Below are 20,216 nucleotides of genomic sequence, written 5' to 3' on the forward strand. Positions count from 1 at the left end.
GTTGACCACGGTAAAACCACCCTGACTGCAGCTATCACCAACGTGCTGGCCAAGCACTTCGGTGGTAAAGCTTTCGCCTTCGACCAGATCGACAAGGCACCGGAAGAGCGTGAGCGTGGTATCACCATCAATACCTCCCACGTAGAATACGACACCGCTACCCGTCACTACGCCCACGTAGATTGCCCGGGTCACGCCGACTACGTTAAAAACATGATCACCGGTGCTGCCCAGATGGACGGCGCGATCCTGGTAGTAGCAGCGACTGACGGCCCGATGCCGCAGACTCGTGAGCACATCCTGCTGGGTCGTCAGGTTGGTATCCCGTACATGATCGTGTTCATGAACAAGTGTGACATGGTTGATGACGAAGAGCTGCTCGAACTGGTTGAGATGGAAGTTCGTGAACTGCTGACCGAGTACGACTTCCCGGGTGATGACCTGCCGGTAGTTCGTGGTTCCGCACTGAAAGCGCTGGAAGGCGACGCTCAGTGGGAAGAGAAGATCATCGAGCTGGCTGGCCACCTGGATACCTACATCCCGGAGCCGGAGCGCGCGATTGACCAGCCGTTCCTGATGCCTATCGAAGACGTATTCTCTATCGCTGGCCGTGGTACCGTAGTTACCGGTCGTGTAGAGCGCGGTATCGTTAAAGTAGGTGAGACCGTAGAAATCGTTGGTATCAAAGATACCGTTTCTACCACCTGTACCGGTGTTGAAATGTTCCGTAAGCTGCTGGACGAAGGTCGTGCAGGCGAGAACATCGGCGCGCTGCTGCGTGGTGTTAAGCGTGAAGACGTAGAGCGTGGTCAGGTACTGGCCAAGCCGGGTTCTATCAAGCCGCACACCAAGTTCGAATCTGAAGTGTACGTACTGTCCAAAGAAGAAGGCGGTCGTCATACCCCGTTCTTCAAAGGCTACCGTCCGCAGTTCTACTTCCGTACTACCGACGTGACCGGTACCATCGAACTGCCGGAAGGCGTAGAGATGGTAATGCCGGGCGACAACATCAAGATGGTTGTTACCCTGATTGCGCCGATCGCGATGGACGACGGCCTGCGTTTCGCTATCCGTGAAGGTGGCCGTACCGTAGGTGCTGGTGTTGTAGCTAAAGTTATCGCTTAATCTTTGGCTTACATAAATAAAGCAAAGCCCCTATAATAGGGGCTTTCTTGTGTAGGGGCGTAGTTCGAATTGGTAGAACAGCGGTCTCCAAAACCGATGGTTGCGGGTTCGAGTCCTGCCGCCCCTGCCATATACCTCGTCTCGTACGGGGCTTTTGTGTCTTTGGTTACGTCAGATACAGGTGGGTTGTATGAGTGTTAGTTCTGAGAGCCAGGGCGGAAGCAAGGATACCCTGCTTTGGGGCCTGGTTTTCATTATCCTGGCGGCCGCTGTAGTGGGTAATTACCTGCTCAACGATGTTGTCGCTGCCGTCCGCGCCCTGGGTGTGGTCGTTGTCATTGCTGCTGCTGGTGCAGTAGCCCTGCAAACCACCAAGGGAAAGGCAACACTGGCATTCGCCCGTGAGTCTCGCCTGGAAGTCCGCAAGGTCGTATGGCCGACCCGTCAGGAAGCCATTCAGACAACCCTGATTGTGCTGGCGGTGACCGCCGTGATGGGGCTGCTGCTGTTCGTTCTGGACGGTGCCTTGGTCTGGTTGGTCAACCTGATTACCGGTGTGTAAGGATAAGCCATGACTGAACAACGTGAACAACGTATGAGATGGTATGTCGTGCAGGCTTTTTCCGGCTATGAAGGCCGTGTAGCCAAGTCCCTGCGTGAACATATCAAGATGCATGGCATGGAAGACATGTTCGGTGAAGTACTGGTCCCGACCGAAGAAGTGGTCGAGATGCGTGCTGGCCAGAAGCGCAAGAGTGAGCGCAAGTTTTTCCCGGGTTATGTCCTGGTCCAGATGATCATGGATGAAACCACATGGCACTTGGTACGTAACGTACCGCGTGTAATGGGCTTCATCGGCGGTACTTCCGACCGTCCGGCACCGATCTCCGACAAAGAGGCCGATGCCATCCTGAACCGTCTGCAGGATGCCCACGACAAGCCGCGTCCGAAAACCCTGTTTGAACCGGGTGAAATGGTGCGAGTTGCCGATGGTCCGTTTGCCGACTTCAACGGTACCGTTGAAGAGGTAGATTATGAGAAGAGCCGCGTGAAGGTCTCTGTACTGATCTTCGGTCGTTCTACTCCTGTTGAACTGGATTTTGGTCAGGTCGAAAAAGGCTGATTGAATTCTGTACGTTTAACGGTTGTCAGGGGCAGCGAATATCTCTATAATTCGCAGCCCCTTTATTAGTTGGGGAGCCGTTTGCAGGAGCAAGTCTCCGAGGCGCTAGAACCCATTTTTGAGGTATTTTCCTAATGGCTAAGAAAGTCACAGCTTATATCAAGCTGCAGGTTGCTGCTGGTGCAGCCAACCCGTCTCCTCCCGTTGGTCCTGCACTGGGTCAACACGGTGTTAACATCATGGAATTCTGTAAGGCGTTCAACGCTCGTACAGAGAAGCTGGAAAAAGGTTCACCGACTCCGGTCGTGATCACCGTTTACAGCGACCGTTCCTTCACCTTCGAAACCAAGACTCCGCCTGCTTCCTTCCTGCTGAAGAAAGCTGCTGGCATCAAGTCTGGTTCTTCCAAGCCAAACAAAGACAAGGTTGGTAAGGTGACCGTTGCTCAGCTGCAAGAAATCGCCAAGACCAAAGAGCCGGATATGACTGGTGCCGATCTGGATGCAAAAGTACGTTGCATCGCAGGCTCCGCTCGTTCCATGGGTCTGGTAGTGGAGGATTAAGACAATGGCTAAACTTTCCAAGCGTATGCGCGTTATTCGCGAAAAAGTTGACGGTACCAAAGAGTACTCCATCAACGAAGCCATTGCCCTGCTGAAAGAACTGGCTACCGCCAAGTTCGTTGAAAGCGTTGACGTTGCTGTCAACCTGGGTATCGACGCTCGTAAATCTGACCAGAACGTACGTGGTGCTACTGTACTGCCGCACGGTACCGGTCGTGATGTACGCGTTGCCGTATTTACTCAAGGTGCAAACGCCGAAGCAGCTAAAGCTGCCGGTGCTGACCTGGTAGGTATGGATGACCTGGCCGATCTGGTTAAGAAAGGCGAGATGAACTTCGACGTAGTTATCGCATCCCCGGATGCCATGCGCGTTGTTGGTCAACTGGGTCAAATCCTGGGCCCGCGCGGCCTGATGCCGAACCCGAAAGTTGGTACTGTAACCCCGAACGTTGCCGAAGCTGTCAAGAACGCCAAGGCTGGTCAGGTTCGTTATCGTAACGACAAGAATGGTATCATCCATACCACTCTGGGTAAGGTTTCTTTCAACGAAGTTCAGCTGAAAGAAAACTTGGAAGCTCTGCTGGTTGCCCTGAAAAAAGGCAAGCCCTCTTCCGCCAAAGGTCAATTCATCAAGAAAGTCAGCATCTCCACCACCATGGGTGCCGGTGTTGCCGTAGACCAAGCTTCTCTGGAAGCTCAGGCCTAATTGATGGGTTTTACAAGGCGCAAAATTTAATCTATAATTTTGCGCCTTGATTGGTTGGGGGTTTCGACCTCCGTCCAAGACCGCAGGAGGCTAAAAAGCCTTAATGTTTCCTGCGTAGACGGTGCCGGAAACCCAGCGAGAAAGATTCTTTCTCTTCTGGAATCCTGCTACCGCATCGTTCCCCTCTGTTGTAAAGGTAGGGGGGATGTGTCAGTACTGGGTCAATAGACCCGGATTCAATCCAGGAGTTAAGCCAATGGCATTGGGACTCGAAGACAAAAAGGCAATTGTTGCTGAAGTCAACGAAGCTGCCAAAGGCGCTCTTTCTGCAGTTGTTGCCGATTCTCGCGGTGTAACTGTAGACAAGATGACCGTCCTGCGTAAAACCGCTCGTGAAGCCGGTGTGTACATGCGCGTTGTGCGTAACACCCTGCTGCGTCGCGCGGTAGAAGGTACCGAATACGAGTGCCTGAACGACGCATTTACCGGTCCTACCTTGATTGCTTTCTCTAACGAACACCCGGGCGCTGCTGCTCGTCTGTTCAAAGAGTTTGCCAAAGCGAACCAAAAGTTCGAAATCAAGGCTGGCGCTTTTAACGGTGAGTTTATCGCCGCAGCACAAATTGATCGTCTGGCCACGCTGCCGACTTACGAAGAAGCAATTGCGAAGTTGATGGCGACTATGAAAGAAGCCTCTGCTGGCAAGCTGGTTCGTACTATCGCTGCTGTTCGCGACCAGAAACAAGCTGCTGCTTGATTCTCGCCTATTTAGGCTGTTTGAGTTTATTCAACATCAGGAATTTTTGTCATGTCTATCACTAAAGACCAAATCATCGAAGCCGTTGCTTCCATGTCCGTAATGGAAGTTGTTGAGCTGATCGAAGCTATGGAAGAGAAGTTCGGTGTTTCTGCCGCTGCTGCCGTAATGGCTGGCCCGGCTGCTGCTGAAGCAGTAGAAGAGAAGACCGAGTTCGACGTAGTTCTGACTGCTGCTGGCGCCAACAAAGTTGCCGTTATCAAAGCCGTTCGTGGCGCTACCGGTCTGGGCCTGAAAGAAGCCAAAGATCTGGTAGAAGCTGCTCCGGCTAACCTGAAGGAAGGCGTGTCCAAGGACGAAGCTGAAGCTCTGAAGAAAGAGCTGGAAGCTGCCGGTGCTTCTGTTGAGATCAAATAATCTGCATTTATGTAGATTAGCCTGATAAAACAGGCTAGGGCTGGTGAATTTTTGTTCACCAGCCTTTTTGCGCTGTAGACTGAGAGCATTTCACACCGTTTACGACTCTCGGTGCACCAGCAATCCGGACTGTCTTCTTTCGTCCGGGCCAACACAAAACGGTGTTGAGACAGAGCTGTCCCGCGGGACAGAGTGGGTCACTTATCAGCGAGCTGAGGAACCCTATGGTTTACTCTTATACCGAAAAAAAACGCATTCGTAAGGACTTCGGTAAGCGAGACCAGGTACTGGACACGCCTTATCTGTTGTCCATTCAGCTGGACTCCTTCAAGCAGTTCATCGAGGCTGACCCGGAAGGTGAATATGGCCTAGAGGCCGCTTTCCGTAGCGTTTTCCCGATCACCAGTTACTCCGGTAGTGCTGAGCTTCAGTATGTCAGCTATCGCCTGGGTGAGCCGGTATTTGACGTAAAAGAATGCCAGATCCGTGGAGTGACCTACTCCGCGCCGCTGCGTGTCAAGCTTCGTATGGTTCTGTACGACCGTGAAGCAGCTGCCGGCACCGTCAAAGACATCAAGGAACAAGAAGTATACATGGGCGAAATTCCGCTCATGACCGAGAACGGCACCTTTGTTATCAATGGTACCGAGCGGGTTATCGTCTCCCAGCTGCACCGCAGCCCGGGCGTCTTCTTCGACCACGATAAAGGCAAAACTCATTCATCCGGTAAGGTACTGTATAACGCTCGCGTTATCCCCTACCGTGGCTCCTGGCTGGACTTCGAGTTTGATGCGAAAGACAACCTGTTTGTCCGTATCGACCGTCGTCGCAAACTGCCAGCATCCATTATTCTGCGCGCCCTGGACTTCACTTCCGAACAAATCCTGGCCACCTTCTTCGAGACCATCGGTTTTGAAGTAAAAGATGGCAAGTTGATGATGGATCTGGTGCCGGAGCGTCTGCGTGGTGAAACTGCGACCTTTGACATCGTGGCCAATGGCGCCGTGGTGGTTGAGACCGGTCGTCGTGTGACTGCGCGTCACATCCGTCAGTTGGAAAAAGACGCCGTTACCCAGATTGAGGTACCGGTTGAGTATGTTGTTGGCAAAGTTGCTGCCAAGGACTACGCACATCCGCAAACTGGCGAGATGGTCGTGACCGCCAACCAGGCGCTGAGCCTGGAAGCGATCGCCAACCTGTCCCAAGCCGGCTTCAAGCATTTCGAGGTTCTGTTCACCAACGAACTGGATCACGGTGCCTACATGTCCGAGACCCTGCGTGTCGACTCCAGCTCCAACCGTTTGGAAGCGCTGGTCGAGATCTATCGCATGATGCGTCCGGGCGAGCCGCCTACTCGCGAAGCTGCAGAACAGCTGTTCGAAAACCTGTTCTTCTCCGCCGAGCGTTACGACCTGTCTACCGTAGGTCGGATGAAGTTCAATCGCCGTCTGGGTCGTGAAGACGAGACTGGCGCAGGTGTACTGACCAAAGACGACATCGTCGATGTGATGAAGCGCCTGATCGACATCCGTAACGGTAACGACGAAGTGGACGATATCGACCACTTGGGTAACCGTCGTATCCGTTCTGTCGGTGAAATGGCTGAAAACCAGTTCCGCGTCGGTCTGGTGCGTGTCGAGCGTGCGGTCAAGGAGCGTCTCTCCCTGGGCGACCTGGACACCCTGATGCCGCAGGATCTGATCAACGCCAAGCCGATCTCCGCCGCAGTCAAAGAGTTCTTTGGTTCCAGCCAGCTGTCCCAGTTTATGGACCAGAACAACCCGCTCTCCGAAGTGACCCACAAGCGCCGTATTTCCGCGCTGGGCCCGGGCGGTTTGACTCGTGAGCGTGCCGGCTTTGAAGTCCGAGACGTACACCCGACCCACTACGGTCGTCTGTGCCCTATCGAGACTCCTGAAGGTCCGAACATCGGTCTGATCAACTCTCTGTCCGTGTACTCTCGTACCAACGAGTACGGTTTCCTCGAGACTCCGTACCGCAAGGTCATTGACGGTGTGATCACCGACGAAGTGGACTACCTGTCTGCTATTGAAGAAGGCAAGTACGTGATCGCACAGGCTAACGCCGCGACCACCGAAGATGGCCGTCTGAAAGATGAATTGATCCCGTGCCGTCACAAAGGTGAATCCACCTTTATGAACGCCGACCAGATCCAGTATATGGACGTGAGCCCGCAGCAGATCGTATCTGTGGCAGCGGCTCTGATCCCGTTCCTGGAACACGATGACGCGAACCGCGCATTGATGGGTTCAAACATGCAACGTCAGGCTGTACCGACTCTGCGTGCTGACAAGCCGCTGGTAGGTACCGGTATGGAACGCGCTGTGGCCGTTGACTCCGGTGTAACCGTAGTGGCCAAGCGTGGTGGCGTAATCGACTATGTCGATGCCTCCCGTATCGTCCTGAAGGTCAATGAAGATGAGCTGATGCCAGGCGAAGCCGGTATCGACATCTACAACCTGACCAAATACACCCGTTCCAACCAGAACACCTGTATCAACCAGCGTCCTTGCGTGATGTTGGGTGAGCCGGTCATGGCTGGCGACGTACTGGCTGACGGCCCGTCCACCGATCTGGGTGAACTGGCGCTGGGTCAGAACATGCGCGTCGCGTTCATGCCGTGGAACGGTTACAACTTCGAAGACTCGATCCTGGTGAACGAGCGTGTTGTTCAGGAAGATCGCCTGACCACCATCCATATCCAGGAACTGGCCTGTATCTCCCGTGACACCAAGCTGGGTCCGGAAGAGATCACTGCTGACATCCCGAACGTGGGTGAAGCCGCTCTGTCCAAGCTGGACGAGTCCGGTATCGTCTACGTGGGTGCCGAAGTGAAGGGCGGCGACATTCTGGTCGGTAAGGTAACCCCGAAAGGTGAAACCCAGCTGACGCCGGAAGAGAAGCTGCTGCGCGCCATCTTCGGTGAGAAGGCGTCCGATGTGAAGGACTCCTCCCTGCGTGTACCGAACGGTGTTTACGGTACCGTGGTTGACGTGCAAGTCTTTACCCGCGATGGCGTGGAAAAAGACAAGCGCGCCAAAGAAATCGAAGAGATGCAGCTGAAGGAAGCGAAGAAGGACTTGACCGAAGAGTTCAAGATCCTGGAAGACGGCATTTTCGGCCGCTCCCGCAACCTGCTGCTGGCCGCCGGTTACAGCGAAGATCGTCTGAACAAGCTCGATCGCTCCAAGTGGTTTGAACTGGCCATCGAAGACGAAGGCAAGCAGACCGAACTGGAACAGATCGCTGAACAGCACGTTGAGCTGAAAGCCGAGTTCGACAAGAAATTCGAGAACAAGCGTCGCAAGATTATCCAGGGTGATGATCTGGCGCCGGGCGTACTGAAAATCGTCAAGGTTTATCTGGCAGTCAAGCGTCGCATCCAGCCGGGTGACAAGATGGCGGGCCGTCACGGTAACAAGGGTGTTATCTCCAAGATCTGTCCGGTCGAGGATATGCCTCATGACGAGTTCGGCCGTCCGGTCGACATCGTACTGAACCCGTTGGGCGTACCATCCCGTATGAACATCGGTCAGATCCTCGAAGTGCACCTGGGCCTTGCGGCCAAGGGTATTGGCGAGAAGATCGATCGCATGGTCAAAGAGCAGCGCGAGCTGCACGAGATGCGCAACTTCCTGCAACAGGTCTATGACCTGGGCGAGAAGGACACCCAGCAAGTGAACATCGCCGAACTGTCTGATGACGACGTACGTACCCTGGTGGGTAACCTGCGTAAGGGTCTGCCGGTTGCTACTCCAGTGTTTGATGGTGCCAAAGAGCGCGAAATCAAAGCCCTGCTGAAGCTGGCCGATCTGCCGGAGTCCGGTCAGATTGATCTGTTCGATGGCCGTACCGGTAACCGCTTCGAGCGTAAAGTAACCGTTGGTTACATGTACATGCTCAAGCTGAACCACTTGGTCGACGACAAGATGCACGCGCGTTCTACCGGTTCTTACAGCCTGGTTACCCAGCAGCCGCTGGGTGGTAAGGCTCAGTTCGGTGGTCAGCGTTTCGGTGAGATGGAAGTGTGGGCCCTGGAGGCTTACGGTGCGGCATATACCCTGCAGGAAATGCTGACCGTCAAGTCTGACGATGTGAATGGCCGTACCAAGATGTATAAGAACATCGTGGATGGCGACCACCGTATGGAGCCGGGCATGCCCGAATCCTTCAACGTATTGCTGAAGGAAATCCGCTCTCTGGGTATCAACATCGAGCTGGACGAAGAGTAAGAGCTCGCTCTTATTGTTCGAGAATTGACGTGGGCGCCCCGCTGTTTTGGCAGCCGGGGCGCCGAGGTTAGACTCCTGACAGGGGAAACACGTGAAAGACTTACTCAAGTTTTTGAAGGCTCAGACCAAGACCGAAGAGTTTGACAGTATCAAGATCGGTCTGGCCTCTCCTGACATGATCCGCTCCTGGTCATTCGGTGAGGTCAAAAAGCCTGAGACCATCAACTACCGGACTTTCAAGCCGGAGCGTGATGGTCTGTTCTGCGCCCGTATCTTCGGACCGGTGAAGGACTACGAGTGTCTGTGCGGCAAGTACAAGCGCCTGAAACACCGTGGTGTGATCTGTGAGAAGTGCGGCGTTGAAGTGACCCAGACCAAGGTCCGTCGTGAGCGTATGGGCCACATTGAGCTGGCCAGCCCGACTGCCCACATCTGGTTCCTGAAGTCCCTGCCGTCCCGTATCGGTCTGCTGCTGGACATGACCCTGCGCGACATCGAGCGCGTGCTCTACTTCGAATCTTTCGTCGTAATCGAGCCGGGTATGACCAACCTCGAACGCAGCCAGATGCTCTCTGAAGAGCAGTACCTGGATGCGCTGGAAGAGTGGGGCGACGAATTTGACGCCAAGATGGGTGCCGAAGCAATCCTGGCATTGCTGCGTGCTATCGATCTGGAAGGTGAAGTCAAAACCATGCGTGAGGAGCTGGATCAAACCAACTCCGAGACCAAGCGCAAGAAGACCACCAAGCGTCTGAAGCTGATGGAAGCTTTCCTGCAGTCCGGCAACAAGCCGGAGTGGATGATCATGACAGTGCTGCCTGTGCTGCCGCCGGACCTGCGTCCGCTGGTACCGCTGGACGGCGGCCGTTTCGCGACTTCCGATCTGAACGATCTGTATCGTCGCGTGATCAACCGTAACAACCGCTTGAAGCGTCTGCTGGATCTGGCTGCTCCGGACATCATCGTGCGCAACGAAAAGCGTATGCTGCAAGAGTCCGTCGATGCCCTGCTGGATAACGGTCGTCGCGGTCGTGCCATCACCGGTTCCAACAAGCGCCCGCTGAAATCCCTGGCCGACATGATCAAGGGTAAGCAGGGTCGTTTCCGTCAGAACTTGCTCGGTAAGCGTGTCGACTACTCCGGTCGTTCCGTTATCACCGTAGGCCCGACTCTGCGTCTGCATCAGTGCGGTCTGCCGAAGAAGATGGCTCTGGAACTGTTCAAGCCGTTCATCTATGGCAAGCTGGAAACCCGCGGTCTGGCGACTACTATCAAGGCCGCCAAGAAGATGGTGGAGCGTGAGGAAGCTGTCGTTTGGGATATCCTGGACGAAGTGATCCGCGAACATCCGGTTCTGTTGAACCGTGCACCGACTCTGCACCGTCTGGGTATCCAGGCATTCGAACCGACTCTGGTCGAAGGCAAGGCAATCCAGCTGCACCCGCTGGTTTGTGCTGCGTATAACGCGGACTTCGATGGTGACCAGATGGCGGTCCACGTACCGCTGACCCTGGAAGCCCAGCTGGAAGCGCGTGCGCTGATGATGTCTACCAACAACATCCTGTCGCCTGCCTCCGGTGAGCCGATCATCGTTCCTTCTCAGGACGTGGTCTTGGGTCTGTACTACATGACCCGTGCCCGTATCAACGCCAAAGGCGAAGGTATGGTGCTGGCCGGCCCGAAAGAAGCCGAGAAAGTATATCGCGCCGGTCTGGCCGATCTGCATGCTCGTGTGAAAGTACGCATTACCGAATACCTGCGTCAGGAAGACGGTTCTCTGCGTGAACACACCGAGATGAAGAACACCACCGTTGGTCGTGCGATCCTGAGCCTGATCCTGCCGAAAGGCATGGAATACGCCCTGATCGACGAGCCGAAGGTGCTGACTGCTGCAGAACAGGCTGATCTGGATGCCAATCCGCAGAACTGGATCAAGTGCGTATCCAACAAGGCGCTGGGCAAAAAGCTCATCTCCCGTCTGCTGAACACCTGCTATCGCAAGCAGGGCCTGAAGGACACCGTTATCTTCGCTGACCAGCTGATGTATACCGGTTTCCACTACGCGGCCCTGTCCGGTGCTTCCGTTGGTATTGATGACATGGTCATCCCGGATGCCAAGAAAGACATCATCGCGGCAGCCGAAGCCGAAGTTGCCGAGATCCAGGACCAGTTCCTGTCTGGTCTGGTAACTGCGGGCGAGCGTTACAACAAGGTTATCGATATCTGGGCCAGCGCCAACGAGCGCGTCTCCAAGGCCATGATGGAGAACTTGTCCAAAGAGCGTAACGTCAACTCGCTGGGTGAAGAAGAAGAGCAGGCCTCGTTCAACAGCATCTTTATGATGGCCGACTCTGGTGCGCGTGGTTCCGCTGCCCAGATCCGTCAGCTGGCCGGTATGCGTGGCCTGATGGCCAAGCCGGATGGCTCCATCATCGAGACCCCGATCATCGCGAACTTCCGCGAAGGTCTGAACGTACTGCAGTACTTTATCTCTACCCACGGTGCTCGTAAGGGTCTGGCGGATACTGCACTGAAGACTGCGAACTCCGGTTACCTGACTCGTCGTCTGGTAGACGTGGCGCAAGACATGGTGATCACCGAGGACGATTGCGGCACTACCGACGGTCTGTGGATGACTCCGCTGATCGAGGGTGGCGACGTGGTCGAGCCGCTGCGTGAGCGCGTGCTGGGTCGTGTGGTGGCAGAAGATGTCATCAAGCCGGGTACCGAGGACGAGATCCTGGTTGCTCGCAACACCCTGCTCGACGAGCAGCTGTGTGACCTGCTGGAACGCAACTCCGTTGACCGTGTGAAGGTACGTTCTGCCATCACCTGTGAAACCGACTTCGGTAACTGTGCTCACTGCTACGGCCGTGATCTGGCCCGTGGTCACTTGGTTAACAAGGGTGAGGCTGTCGGTGTTATCGCCGCCCAGTCCATCGGTGAACCGGGTACCCAGCTGACGATGCGTACTTTCCACATCGGTGGTGCTGCATCTCGTGCCGCTGCTGAAAGCAGCATCCAGGTCAAGAACACCGGTACCATCAAGCTGCAGAACGCCAAGTTCGTTCACAACAGCGATGACAAACTGGTTATCACCTCACGTTCTACCGAACTGACCATCATGGACGACATGGGCCGTACCAAGGAAAGCCACAAGCTGCCTTACGGTTCTGTGCTGGAAGTGAAGGATGGCCAGGCCGTGAGCGCTGGTGAGACCGTTGCTAACTGGGATCCGCACACCCACCCGATCATCACCGAAGTGGCAGGTCGCCTGCAGTTCGAACACATGATCGATGGCGTGACCATCACTCGTCAGACCGACGAGCTGACCGGTCTCTCTTCTATCGTCGTACTGGATGTCAACGAGCGTCCGAGCGCCGGTAAAGAGATGCGTCCGACCGTTAAACTGGTCGACCTGAACGGCAAAGACGTGATGATCCCGGGTACCGATGTAGCCGCCCAGTACTTCCTGCCGGGCAAGGCGATCGTGAACCTGGAAGATGGTGCCAACGTGGGCGTGGGTGACGCGGTAGCGCGTATCCCGCAAGAGTCCGGCGGTACCAAGGACATCACCGGTGGTCTGCCGCGCGTTGCGGATCTGTTCGAAGCACGTCAACCGAAGGAACCGGCAATTCTGGCCGAGATCTCCGGTACCATCTCCTTCGGTAAAGAGACCAAGGGCAAACGCCGTCTGGTCATTACCCCGACCGATGGTGGCAACGTCTACGAAGAGATGATTCCGAAGTGGCGTAACCTGAACGTGTTCGAAGGTGAAAAAGTTGAGAAGGGTGAAGTGCTGGCGGACGGTCCTGAGTCTGCTCACGACATCCTGCGTCTGCGCGGTATCAGCCCGGTCGCCAACTACATCGCCAACGAAGTGCAGGACGTTTACCGTCTGCAAGGCGTTAAGATCAACGACAAACACATCGAAGTCATCGTTCGTCAGATGCTGCGCAAGTGCGAGATCCTGACTGCTGGCGACACCGATCTGATCGAAGGCGAACAGGTTGAAGTAGCTCGTGTGAAGATTGCCAACCGTAAGCTGGTTGCCGAGGGCAAGACCCCTGCGACCTACCGTCATGTACTGATGGGTATTACCAAGGCATCTCTGAGCACCGAGTCCTTCATCTCCGCGGCTTCCTTCCAGGAAACCACTCGCGTTCTGACCGAAGCCGCCGTAGGTGGCAAGCGTGATGAACTGCGTGGTCTGAAAGAGAACGTCATCGTGGGTCGTCTGATCCCGGCTGGTACCGGCTTTGCCTACCACCACAGCCGGATCAACCAGCGTGCTGCCGCAGCTCGTGCTGTTGGTACCCCGCAGGTGACCGCTGATGAAGCGGAGCAGAACCTGGCGGATCTGCTGAACGCAGCCGGTAGCTTCGACGAAGAGTAACTCGTCATCCGTGATTGAAAAGGGCTCCTTCAAGGAGCCCTTTTTGTTGGCCAATTCCTCGGCAAAGGTAGACGCAGCGCGGGTTTCAGGATGATCCAGAGCAAAGTTGTAGAGTAAAAAATCAAAAAAAGTTGACTTTACTCCCCTGCAATTTAAAACTCGGGAAAGTTGAATGGTTATTACAGGGGTAGAACATGACTGTCGGTATCGAGGAAGCCATGCTTCCCGAAGAACAGCTGATCAGCCGCACTTTTACAGATGAAGACAGGGAATTGTTGCGCTCATACGATGGGCTCATCGATGGCTTGGCCGAGCTGTTCGGCAAGCATTGTGAAGTGGTTCTCCACTCCCTGGAAAATCTGCACGAGTCGGTGATCAAGATCGCCAACGGCTTCAATACCGGACGCACCCTCGGGGCGCCCATCACCGATCTCGCCCTGCGCATGCTCAAGGACATCGAGAGCACCGGCCAGGATTACACCCAGAGCTATTTCGCTCGCAGCCGTACCGGTGCGCTGATGAAGTCGAGCACCATCGCCATTCGCAACAGCGAGCGGCAAGTGGTGGGGCTGATCTGCATCAACCTGCACATCAATGCGCCTTTCCACGAGTTCGTGGCCGAATTTTTCCCGACGCCCCAGCAGGCGGCGCGTCAGTCACCAGAGACCTTCGCCAACAGCGTGGAAGAGCTGGTTGCCCAGACGGTGGATAACACCATCGACGAGATCAATCGCGATCCCACCGTGGCCAACAATGCCAAGAACCGCTTCATCGTGACCCAGCTGTTCGAGAAGGGCATTTTCGACATCAAGGATTCGATCAATCTGGTGGCGGACAAACTCAATATTTCAAAACATACCGTTTATCTTTACATCCGACAGCGCAAGCAGGGTGAAGACGAGAACGAGTAACTCATTCCAGAAGGGGATAGATGAATGGCTAAAGAAGTGATTGCAACCGACAAGGCGCCTGCCGCGATTGGTCCGTATGTTCAGGCTACCAAGGTTGGCGAGATGATCTTCACCTCCGGGCAGATCCCGCTCGATCCTGCCACCATGGAAATCGTGGCTGGCGGCATTGAAGAGCAGGCCGAACGGGTGATGAAGAACCTGGTTGCCGTGTTGCACGCTGCCGGTGCCGATGCCAGCAAAGTGGTCAAAACCACCTGCTTCCTGAGCGACATGAACAACTTCGTTGCCTTCAACCAGGTCTATGCCCGCTACTTTGGCGATGCGGCGCCAGCCCGCTCCTGCGTGGAGGTGGCTCGTCTGCCGAAAGATGTGCTGGTCGAGGTCGAGGCGATTGCCCATCTCTGATCAACAGATTGAATCAAGCCCCTCCTGGCAGGGGCTTTTTTGTTTTTGGCGTAAAATGGACCGGGTCAGCACAGGAGTCCTGCTATGAGTCTGAGTTTTGCCATCCTGGTCACGGGGCCCGCCTATGGCACCCAGTCGGCCAGCACCGCCTATCGTTTTGCCCGCACCTTGTTGGCACAGGGGCATACCTTGTCCCACCTGTTCTTCTATCAGGATGGGGTCTGCAACGGCAACGGTCTGCACCTGCCAGCATCCGATGAGACTGACCTGGTGCGTCTGTGGCGAGAGCTGGCAGAAGTGCAGGGGATCCGTATCGACGTCTGCGTCGCCGCCGCCATGCGACGCGGTGTGCTCGATGAGCAGGAGGCCAAGGGGGCAGGGCAGGTGCACTTCAATCTGCAACCGCCATTTTGCCTGAGCGGTCTGGGCCAGTTGGCCGAGGCGGCGCTCACCGCCGATCGGCTGGTTCAGTTCTAGGGGGAGTCATGAGCAAGAAAATCGCCTTTATCTGCAGTCGTGGCCCCCATGGCCATGCCGCCGGCCGGGAAGGACTGGATGCCTTGTTGGCCACCTCTGCCATGACCGATGAGCTGGCCCTCTTCCTGATTGGGGACGGCGTGCTGCAACTGCTCAAGGATCAGCAACCTGCTGCCATTTTGCAGCGCCACTACGCGCCCACCTTCAAAATGCTGGAACTCTACGACATTGAAGAGGTCTATGTTTGTGCTGACTCGCTGGCAGAGCGTGGCGTGACAGTGGATGATCTGCTGATCCCCGTCGAGAGTCTGCCGCGCCAGGAAATGGCTCGGCGCTGGGCCCAATGTTCGACCCACATCAGCTTTTGAGGTCTCCATGTTGCATCTGATATTGAACTCTCCCTTTCAGAGTCAGGCTCTGGCAGAGGCGCTCTCATACCTTCAGCCCGAGGATGAGCTGGTACTGATGCAGGATGCCGTGATTGCGGCATCGGCTCCCCAGTGGAGCGCGCGGCTGGCGGGTATCCCGCTTTATGTGATGCAGGAAGATCTGCAAGCTCGCGGTTTGCAGCATCGGGTGGGCAATGTGCTCGATATGGCGGGTCTGGTGGCACTGATTGCGCAAAAAGGTTCCCCGCGCACCTGGGGTGGCTGATAAGCACATTTCCATGAAAATTCAAGGAGATGTCGTGAAATCAAACGGATCCGAATTGCCCTTTTGTGACGCAAATTGTATAAATCTTGACTCCCCAGACAACAGGGCATAAAATTTCGCGTCCCCGTATCTGCGGGGAGGATTTTCCACACGTTTATGAAGTCATTATCAGGAGCCTTTTGATGGCAACTATTAACCAGTTGGTTCGCAAGCCACGCATCAAGCTCGTTGTGAAAAGCAACGTGCCGGCGCTGGAAGCGTGCCCTCAGAAGCGTGGCGTATGCACTCGTGTATATACCACCACCCCGAAGAAGCCTAACTCTGCATTGCGTAAAGTGTGCCGTGTACGTCTGACCAACGGCTTCGAAGTCACCTCCTACATCGGCGGTGAAGGTCACAACCTGCAAGAGCACTCTGTTGTTCTGATCCGTGGCGGTCGTGTAAAAGACTTGCCAGGTGTTCGTTATCACACCGTTCGTGGTGCGTTGGACTGTGCCGGTGTTAAAGACCGTAAGCAGGCTCGCTCCAAGTATGGCGTGAAGCGTCCTAAAGCTTAATGGTTCTCCGTTAAGTAAGGCCAAACGTTAATTCGTTTCTAGTTAGATAGCTTTCTAGTTTTGGGTAATCCCTGAAGTTACGGAGAATTTGAAATGCCAAGACGTCGTGTTGTTGGTCAGCGTAAAATCCTGCCAGATCCCAAGTTCGGATCAGAGCTGCTGGCTAAATTTGTCAACGTAGTAATGGTTGACGGTAAGAAATCTGTTGCAGAAGCCATTGTTTATGGCGCCCTGGACATCATTGCCACCAAATCTGGCAAAGAGCACCTGGCCGTATTCGAAGAAGCTCTGGATAACATTCGTCCGGCGGTCGAGGTTAAATCTCGTCGCGTCGGTGGTGCAACCTATCAGGTGCCGGTAGAAGTTCGTCCGGTACGTCGCAATGCCCTGGCAATGCGCTGGTTGGTTGATGCCGCTCGTAAACGTGGTGAAAAATCAATGGCTCAGCGTCTGGCTGGCGAGCTGCTGGATGCCGCTGACAATAAGGGTTCGTCTGTCAAGAAACGTGAAGACGTTCACCGTATGGCTGAAGCGAACAAAGCCTTCGCTCACTTCCGCTGGTAATCCGCTTGCGCAGGGTCTTTTGACTCTGCGCACCTTTAATTATCTAGGGACAAGCGCCTTAGTAAGAGGATGACAATGGCTCGTACAACCCCCATTGAGCGTTATCGTAACATCGGTATCTCCGCTCACATTGACGCCGGTAAGACTACTACTACCGAGCGCGTACTGTTTTACACCGGTGTAAGTCACAAGATCGGTGAAGTTCACGATGGCGCTGCCACCATGGACTGGATGGAACAGGAACAAGAGCGTGGTATCACCATCACCTCCGCCGCGACCACCGCTTTCTGGTCCGGTATGGGTAAACAGTTCCAACCGCACCGTATCAACATCATCGATACCCCGGGCCACGTTGACTTTACTATCGAAGTAGAGCGTTCAATGCGTGTTCTGGACGGTGCCGTGATGGTGTACTGTGCCGTAGGTGGCGTACAGCCACAGTCTGAAACCGTATGGCGTCAGGCTAACAAGTACAAGGTTCCCCGTATCGCGTTCGTCAACAAGATGGACCGTACCGGCGCCAACTTCCTGCGCTGCGTTGAGCACATCAAGACCCGTCTGAAAGGTACTCCGGTTCCCCTTCAGCTGAACATCGGCTCTGAAGAGAACTTCAAGGGCGTTGTTGACTTGGTCAAGATGAAAGCCATCAACTGGAATGAAGCTGATCAGGGCGTATCCTTCGATTACGAAGACGTCCCGGCCGAGTTGCTGGAACAGGCGCAAGAAATGCGCATGAATCTGGTTGAAGCCGCTGCTGAAGCGTCTGAAGACCTGATGGAAAAATACCTGGGCGGCGAAGAGCTGACCGAGGAAGAGATCAAAGGTGCTCTGCGTCAGCGCGTGCTGAACAACGAAATCATCCTGGTAACCTGTGGCTCCGCGTTCAAGAACAAGGGCGTACAGGCAATGCTGGATGCTGTGATCGAGTACCTGCCGGCTCCGACCGACGTTGCTGCTATCGACGGCCTGAAAATGGACGGCGAGACCAAAGACGAGCGTCACGCTTCTGATGACGAGCCGTTCTCTGCTCTGGCGTTCAAGATCGCTACCGACCCGTTCGTTGGTAACCTGACCTTCTTCCGTGTCTACTCTGGCGTGATCAACTCCGGTGACACCGTGCTGAACTCCGTCAAGGACAAGCGCGAGCGTTTTGGCCGTATCGTTCAGATGCATGCCAACAAGCGTGAAGAGATAAAAGAAGTACGCGCTGGTGACATCGCTGCTGCCATCGGTCTGAAAGACGTGACCACTGGTGACACCCTGTGTGACCCGAACGCACCGATCATCCTCGAGCGTATGGAATTCCCGGAGCCGGTAATTTCTATCGCGGTTGAGCCGAAAACCAAGGCTGACCAGGAGAAGATGGGTCTGGCTCTGGGCCGTCTGGCTCAGGAAGATCCGTCCTTCCGCGTATGGACTGACGAAGAGTCAGGTCAAACCATCATCGCTGGTATGGGTGAGCTGCACCTGGACATCATCGTTGACCGTATGCGTCGCGAGTTCAAGGTTGAAGCCAACGTAGGTAAGCCGCAGGTTGCCTACCGTGAAACCATCCGTACCACCGTTAAAGACATCGAAGGCAAGCATGCCAAGCAGTCTGGTGGTCGCGGTCAGTACGGTCATGTTGTTATCGACATGTACCCGCTGGAAGAAGGCAAAGCCTACGAGTTCGTCAACGACATCAAAGGTGGTGTCATTCCTGGTGAATTCATCCCGGGTGTCGATAAAGGTATCCGTGAGCAGCTCAAATCTGGTCCGCTGGCTGGTTACCCGGTTATGGATCTGGGTGTGCGTCTGCACTTCGGTTCTTACCACGATGTCGACTCTTCCGAACTGGCGTTCAAAATCGCTGCTTCCATGGCCTTTAAGGCTGGCTTCATGAAAGCCAACCCGGTTCTGCTCGAACCGATCATGAAAGTAGAAGTTGAAACTCCGGAAGATTACATGGGCGACGTTATCGGTGACCTGAACCGTCGTCGTGGCCTGATCGAAGGTATGGAAGATGGCCCGTCCGGCAAGATCGTACGTGCTCTGGTGCCGCTGGCCGAAATGTTCGGTTATGCAACTGCACTGCGTTCCGCTACCCAGGGTCGTGCTTCCTACGCCATGGAATTCGCCAAGTATCACGATGCACCGACCAACGTTGCACAAGCCGTGATCGAAGAGCGCAAATCCAAGTAATTTAAGATTCCCCGCCTACGACGGTAGGCGGGTTTAACCTAGAAGGACTACGTCGTGTCTAAAGAAAAATTTGAGCGTAATAAACCGCACGTAAACGTCGGCACCATCGGCCATGTTGACCACGGTAAAACCACCCTGACTGCAGCTATCACCAACGTGCTGGCCAAGCACTTCGGTGGTAAAGCTTTCGCCTTCGACCAGATCGACAAGGCACCGGAAGAGCGTGAGCGTGGTATCACCATCAATACCTCCCACGTAGAATACGACACCGCTACCCGTCACTACGCCCACGTAGATTGCCCGGGTCACGCCGACTACGTTAAAAACATGATCACCGGTGCTGCCCAGATGGACGGCGCGATCCTGGTAGTAGCAGCGACTGACGGCCCGATGCCGCAGACTCGTGAGCACATCCTGCTGGGTCGTCAGGTTGGTATCCCGTACATGATCGTGTTCATGAACAAGTGTGACATGGTTGATGACGAAGAGCTGCTCGAACTGGTTGAGATGGAAGTTCGTGAACTGCTGACCGAGTACGACTTCCCGGGTGATGACCTGCCGGTAGTTCGTGGTTCCGCACTGAAAGCGCTGGAAGGCGACGCTCAGTGGGAAGAGAAGATCATCGAGCTGGCTGGCCACCTGGATACCTACATCCCGGAGCCGGAGCGCGCGATTGACCAGCCGTTCCTGATGCCTATCGAAGACGTATTCTCTATCGCTGGCCGTGGTACCGTAGTTACCGGTCGTGTAGAGCGCGGTATCGTTAAAGTAGGTGAGACCGTAGAAATCGTTGGTATCAAAGATACCGTTTCTACCACCTGTACCGGTGTTGAAATGTTCCGTAAGCTGCTGGACGAAGGTCGTGCAGGCGAGAACATCGGCGCGCTGCTGCGTGGTGTTAAGCGTGAAGACGTAGAGCGTGGTCAGGTACTGGCCAAGCCGGGTTCTATCAAGCCGCACACCAAGTTCGAATCTGAAGTGTACGTACTGTCCAAAGAAGAAGGCGGTCGTCATACCCCGTTCTTCAAAGGCTACCGTCCGCAGTTCTACTTCCGTACTACCGACGTGACCGGTACCATCGAACTGCCGGAAGGCGTAGAGATGGTAATGCCGGGCGACAACATCAA

At 55.0% G+C, this 20,216-nt stretch carries 18 protein-coding genes and 1 tRNA gene; all 19 read left to right on the forward strand.

Going from position 1 to position 20,216, the window contains the following annotated elements:
- The coding region (gene tuf, locus AB5Y67_RS21090) for an elongation factor Tu (RefSeq protein ID WP_368208072.1) at window positions 1-1,125 on the forward strand (1,125 nt) is incomplete at its 5' end.
- Window positions 1,126-1,178: 53 nt separating this feature from the next.
- Window positions 1,179-1,255 (forward strand) — tRNA-Trp (locus AB5Y67_RS21095).
- 60 nt (window positions 1,256-1,315) lie between these two features.
- On the forward strand, window positions 1,316-1,687 hold the full coding sequence (gene secE / locus AB5Y67_RS21100) for a preprotein translocase subunit SecE (RefSeq protein WP_005306322.1): 372 nt from the start codon (window positions 1,316-1,318) through the stop codon (window positions 1,685-1,687).
- Between the two features lie 9 nt (window positions 1,688-1,696).
- Window positions 1,697-2,248: a transcription termination/antitermination protein NusG gene (nusG, locus tag AB5Y67_RS21105; RefSeq protein ID WP_005306318.1), complete on the forward strand. Its 552-nt coding sequence runs from the start codon at window positions 1,697-1,699 to the stop codon at window positions 2,246-2,248.
- 134 nt (window positions 2,249-2,382) lie between these two features.
- Complete coding sequence (gene rplK / locus AB5Y67_RS21110; protein ID WP_005339887.1) at window positions 2,383-2,811, forward strand: 50S ribosomal protein L11; 429 nt, start codon at window positions 2,383-2,385, stop codon at window positions 2,809-2,811.
- A 4-nt stretch (window positions 2,812-2,815) separates the two neighbouring features.
- On the forward strand, window positions 2,816-3,517 hold the full coding sequence (gene rplA / locus AB5Y67_RS21115) for a 50S ribosomal protein L1 (RefSeq protein WP_005339888.1): 702 nt from the start codon (window positions 2,816-2,818) through the stop codon (window positions 3,515-3,517).
- Between the two features lie 256 nt (window positions 3,518-3,773).
- The gene (gene rplJ, locus AB5Y67_RS21120) at window positions 3,774-4,274 is read left to right on the forward strand and encodes a 50S ribosomal protein L10 (protein WP_005339895.1); all 501 of its coding nucleotides are present in this window, start codon (window positions 3,774-3,776) and stop codon (window positions 4,272-4,274) included.
- Between the two features lie 51 nt (window positions 4,275-4,325).
- Complete coding sequence (gene rplL, locus AB5Y67_RS21125; protein ID WP_005306304.1) at window positions 4,326-4,691, forward strand: 50S ribosomal protein L7/L12; 366 nt, start codon at window positions 4,326-4,328, stop codon at window positions 4,689-4,691.
- Window positions 4,692-4,915: 224 nt separating this feature from the next.
- Window positions 4,916-8,944: a DNA-directed RNA polymerase subunit beta gene (gene rpoB / locus AB5Y67_RS21130; protein ID WP_005339897.1), complete on the forward strand. Its 4,029-nt coding sequence runs from the start codon at window positions 4,916-4,918 to the stop codon at window positions 8,942-8,944.
- A 91-nt stretch (window positions 8,945-9,035) separates the two neighbouring features.
- Window positions 9,036-13,340 carry a DNA-directed RNA polymerase subunit beta' gene (gene rpoC / locus AB5Y67_RS21135; protein ID WP_150390143.1) on the forward strand — a complete coding sequence of 1,435 codons (4,305 nt, stop codon included), beginning with the start codon at window positions 9,036-9,038 and terminating at the stop codon, window positions 13,338-13,340.
- Between the two features lie 194 nt (window positions 13,341-13,534).
- Entirely contained in the window at window positions 13,535-14,251 is a 717-nt protein-coding gene (locus AB5Y67_RS21140; RefSeq protein WP_005339902.1) for a transcriptional regulator, read from the forward strand.
- A gap of 24 nt (window positions 14,252-14,275) precedes the next feature.
- Window positions 14,276-14,656, forward strand: coding sequence for a RidA family protein (locus tag AB5Y67_RS21145; RefSeq protein ID WP_005339904.1), 381 nt, complete (start codon window positions 14,276-14,278; stop codon window positions 14,654-14,656).
- Window positions 14,657-14,740: 84 nt separating this feature from the next.
- Window positions 14,741-15,133 (forward strand): sulfurtransferase complex subunit TusD, encoded by a 393-nt coding sequence (gene tusD, locus AB5Y67_RS21150; RefSeq protein ID WP_150390144.1) that lies wholly within the window; start codon window positions 14,741-14,743, stop codon window positions 15,131-15,133.
- Between the two features lie 8 nt (window positions 15,134-15,141).
- Complete coding sequence (tusC, locus tag AB5Y67_RS21155; protein ID WP_088870338.1) at window positions 15,142-15,501, forward strand: sulfurtransferase complex subunit TusC; 360 nt, start codon at window positions 15,142-15,144, stop codon at window positions 15,499-15,501.
- A gap of 7 nt (window positions 15,502-15,508) precedes the next feature.
- A complete protein-coding gene (gene tusB, locus AB5Y67_RS21160; RefSeq protein ID WP_005339909.1) occupies window positions 15,509-15,787 on the forward strand; it encodes a sulfurtransferase complex subunit TusB in 279 nt (92 codons plus the stop codon).
- 182 nt (window positions 15,788-15,969) lie between these two features.
- Window positions 15,970-16,344 (forward strand): 30S ribosomal protein S12, encoded by a 375-nt coding sequence (rpsL, locus tag AB5Y67_RS21165; RefSeq protein ID WP_005306278.1) that lies wholly within the window; start codon window positions 15,970-15,972, stop codon window positions 16,342-16,344.
- 93 nt (window positions 16,345-16,437) lie between these two features.
- On the forward strand, window positions 16,438-16,908 hold the full coding sequence (gene rpsG / locus AB5Y67_RS21170) for a 30S ribosomal protein S7 (protein WP_005339911.1): 471 nt from the start codon (window positions 16,438-16,440) through the stop codon (window positions 16,906-16,908).
- A gap of 75 nt (window positions 16,909-16,983) precedes the next feature.
- Window positions 16,984-19,089: an elongation factor G gene (gene fusA / locus AB5Y67_RS21175; protein WP_021229318.1), complete on the forward strand. Its 2,106-nt coding sequence runs from the start codon at window positions 16,984-16,986 to the stop codon at window positions 19,087-19,089.
- Between the two features lie 54 nt (window positions 19,090-19,143).
- The coding region (gene tuf / locus AB5Y67_RS21180) for an elongation factor Tu (protein ID WP_021229319.1) at window positions 19,144-20,216 on the forward strand (1,073 nt) is incomplete at its 3' end.

It is taken from the genome of Aeromonas sp. s12, assembly GCF_040907925.1.
In the GTDB taxonomy this organism is placed as follows: domain Bacteria; phylum Pseudomonadota; class Gammaproteobacteria; order Enterobacterales; family Aeromonadaceae; genus Aeromonas; species Aeromonas veronii.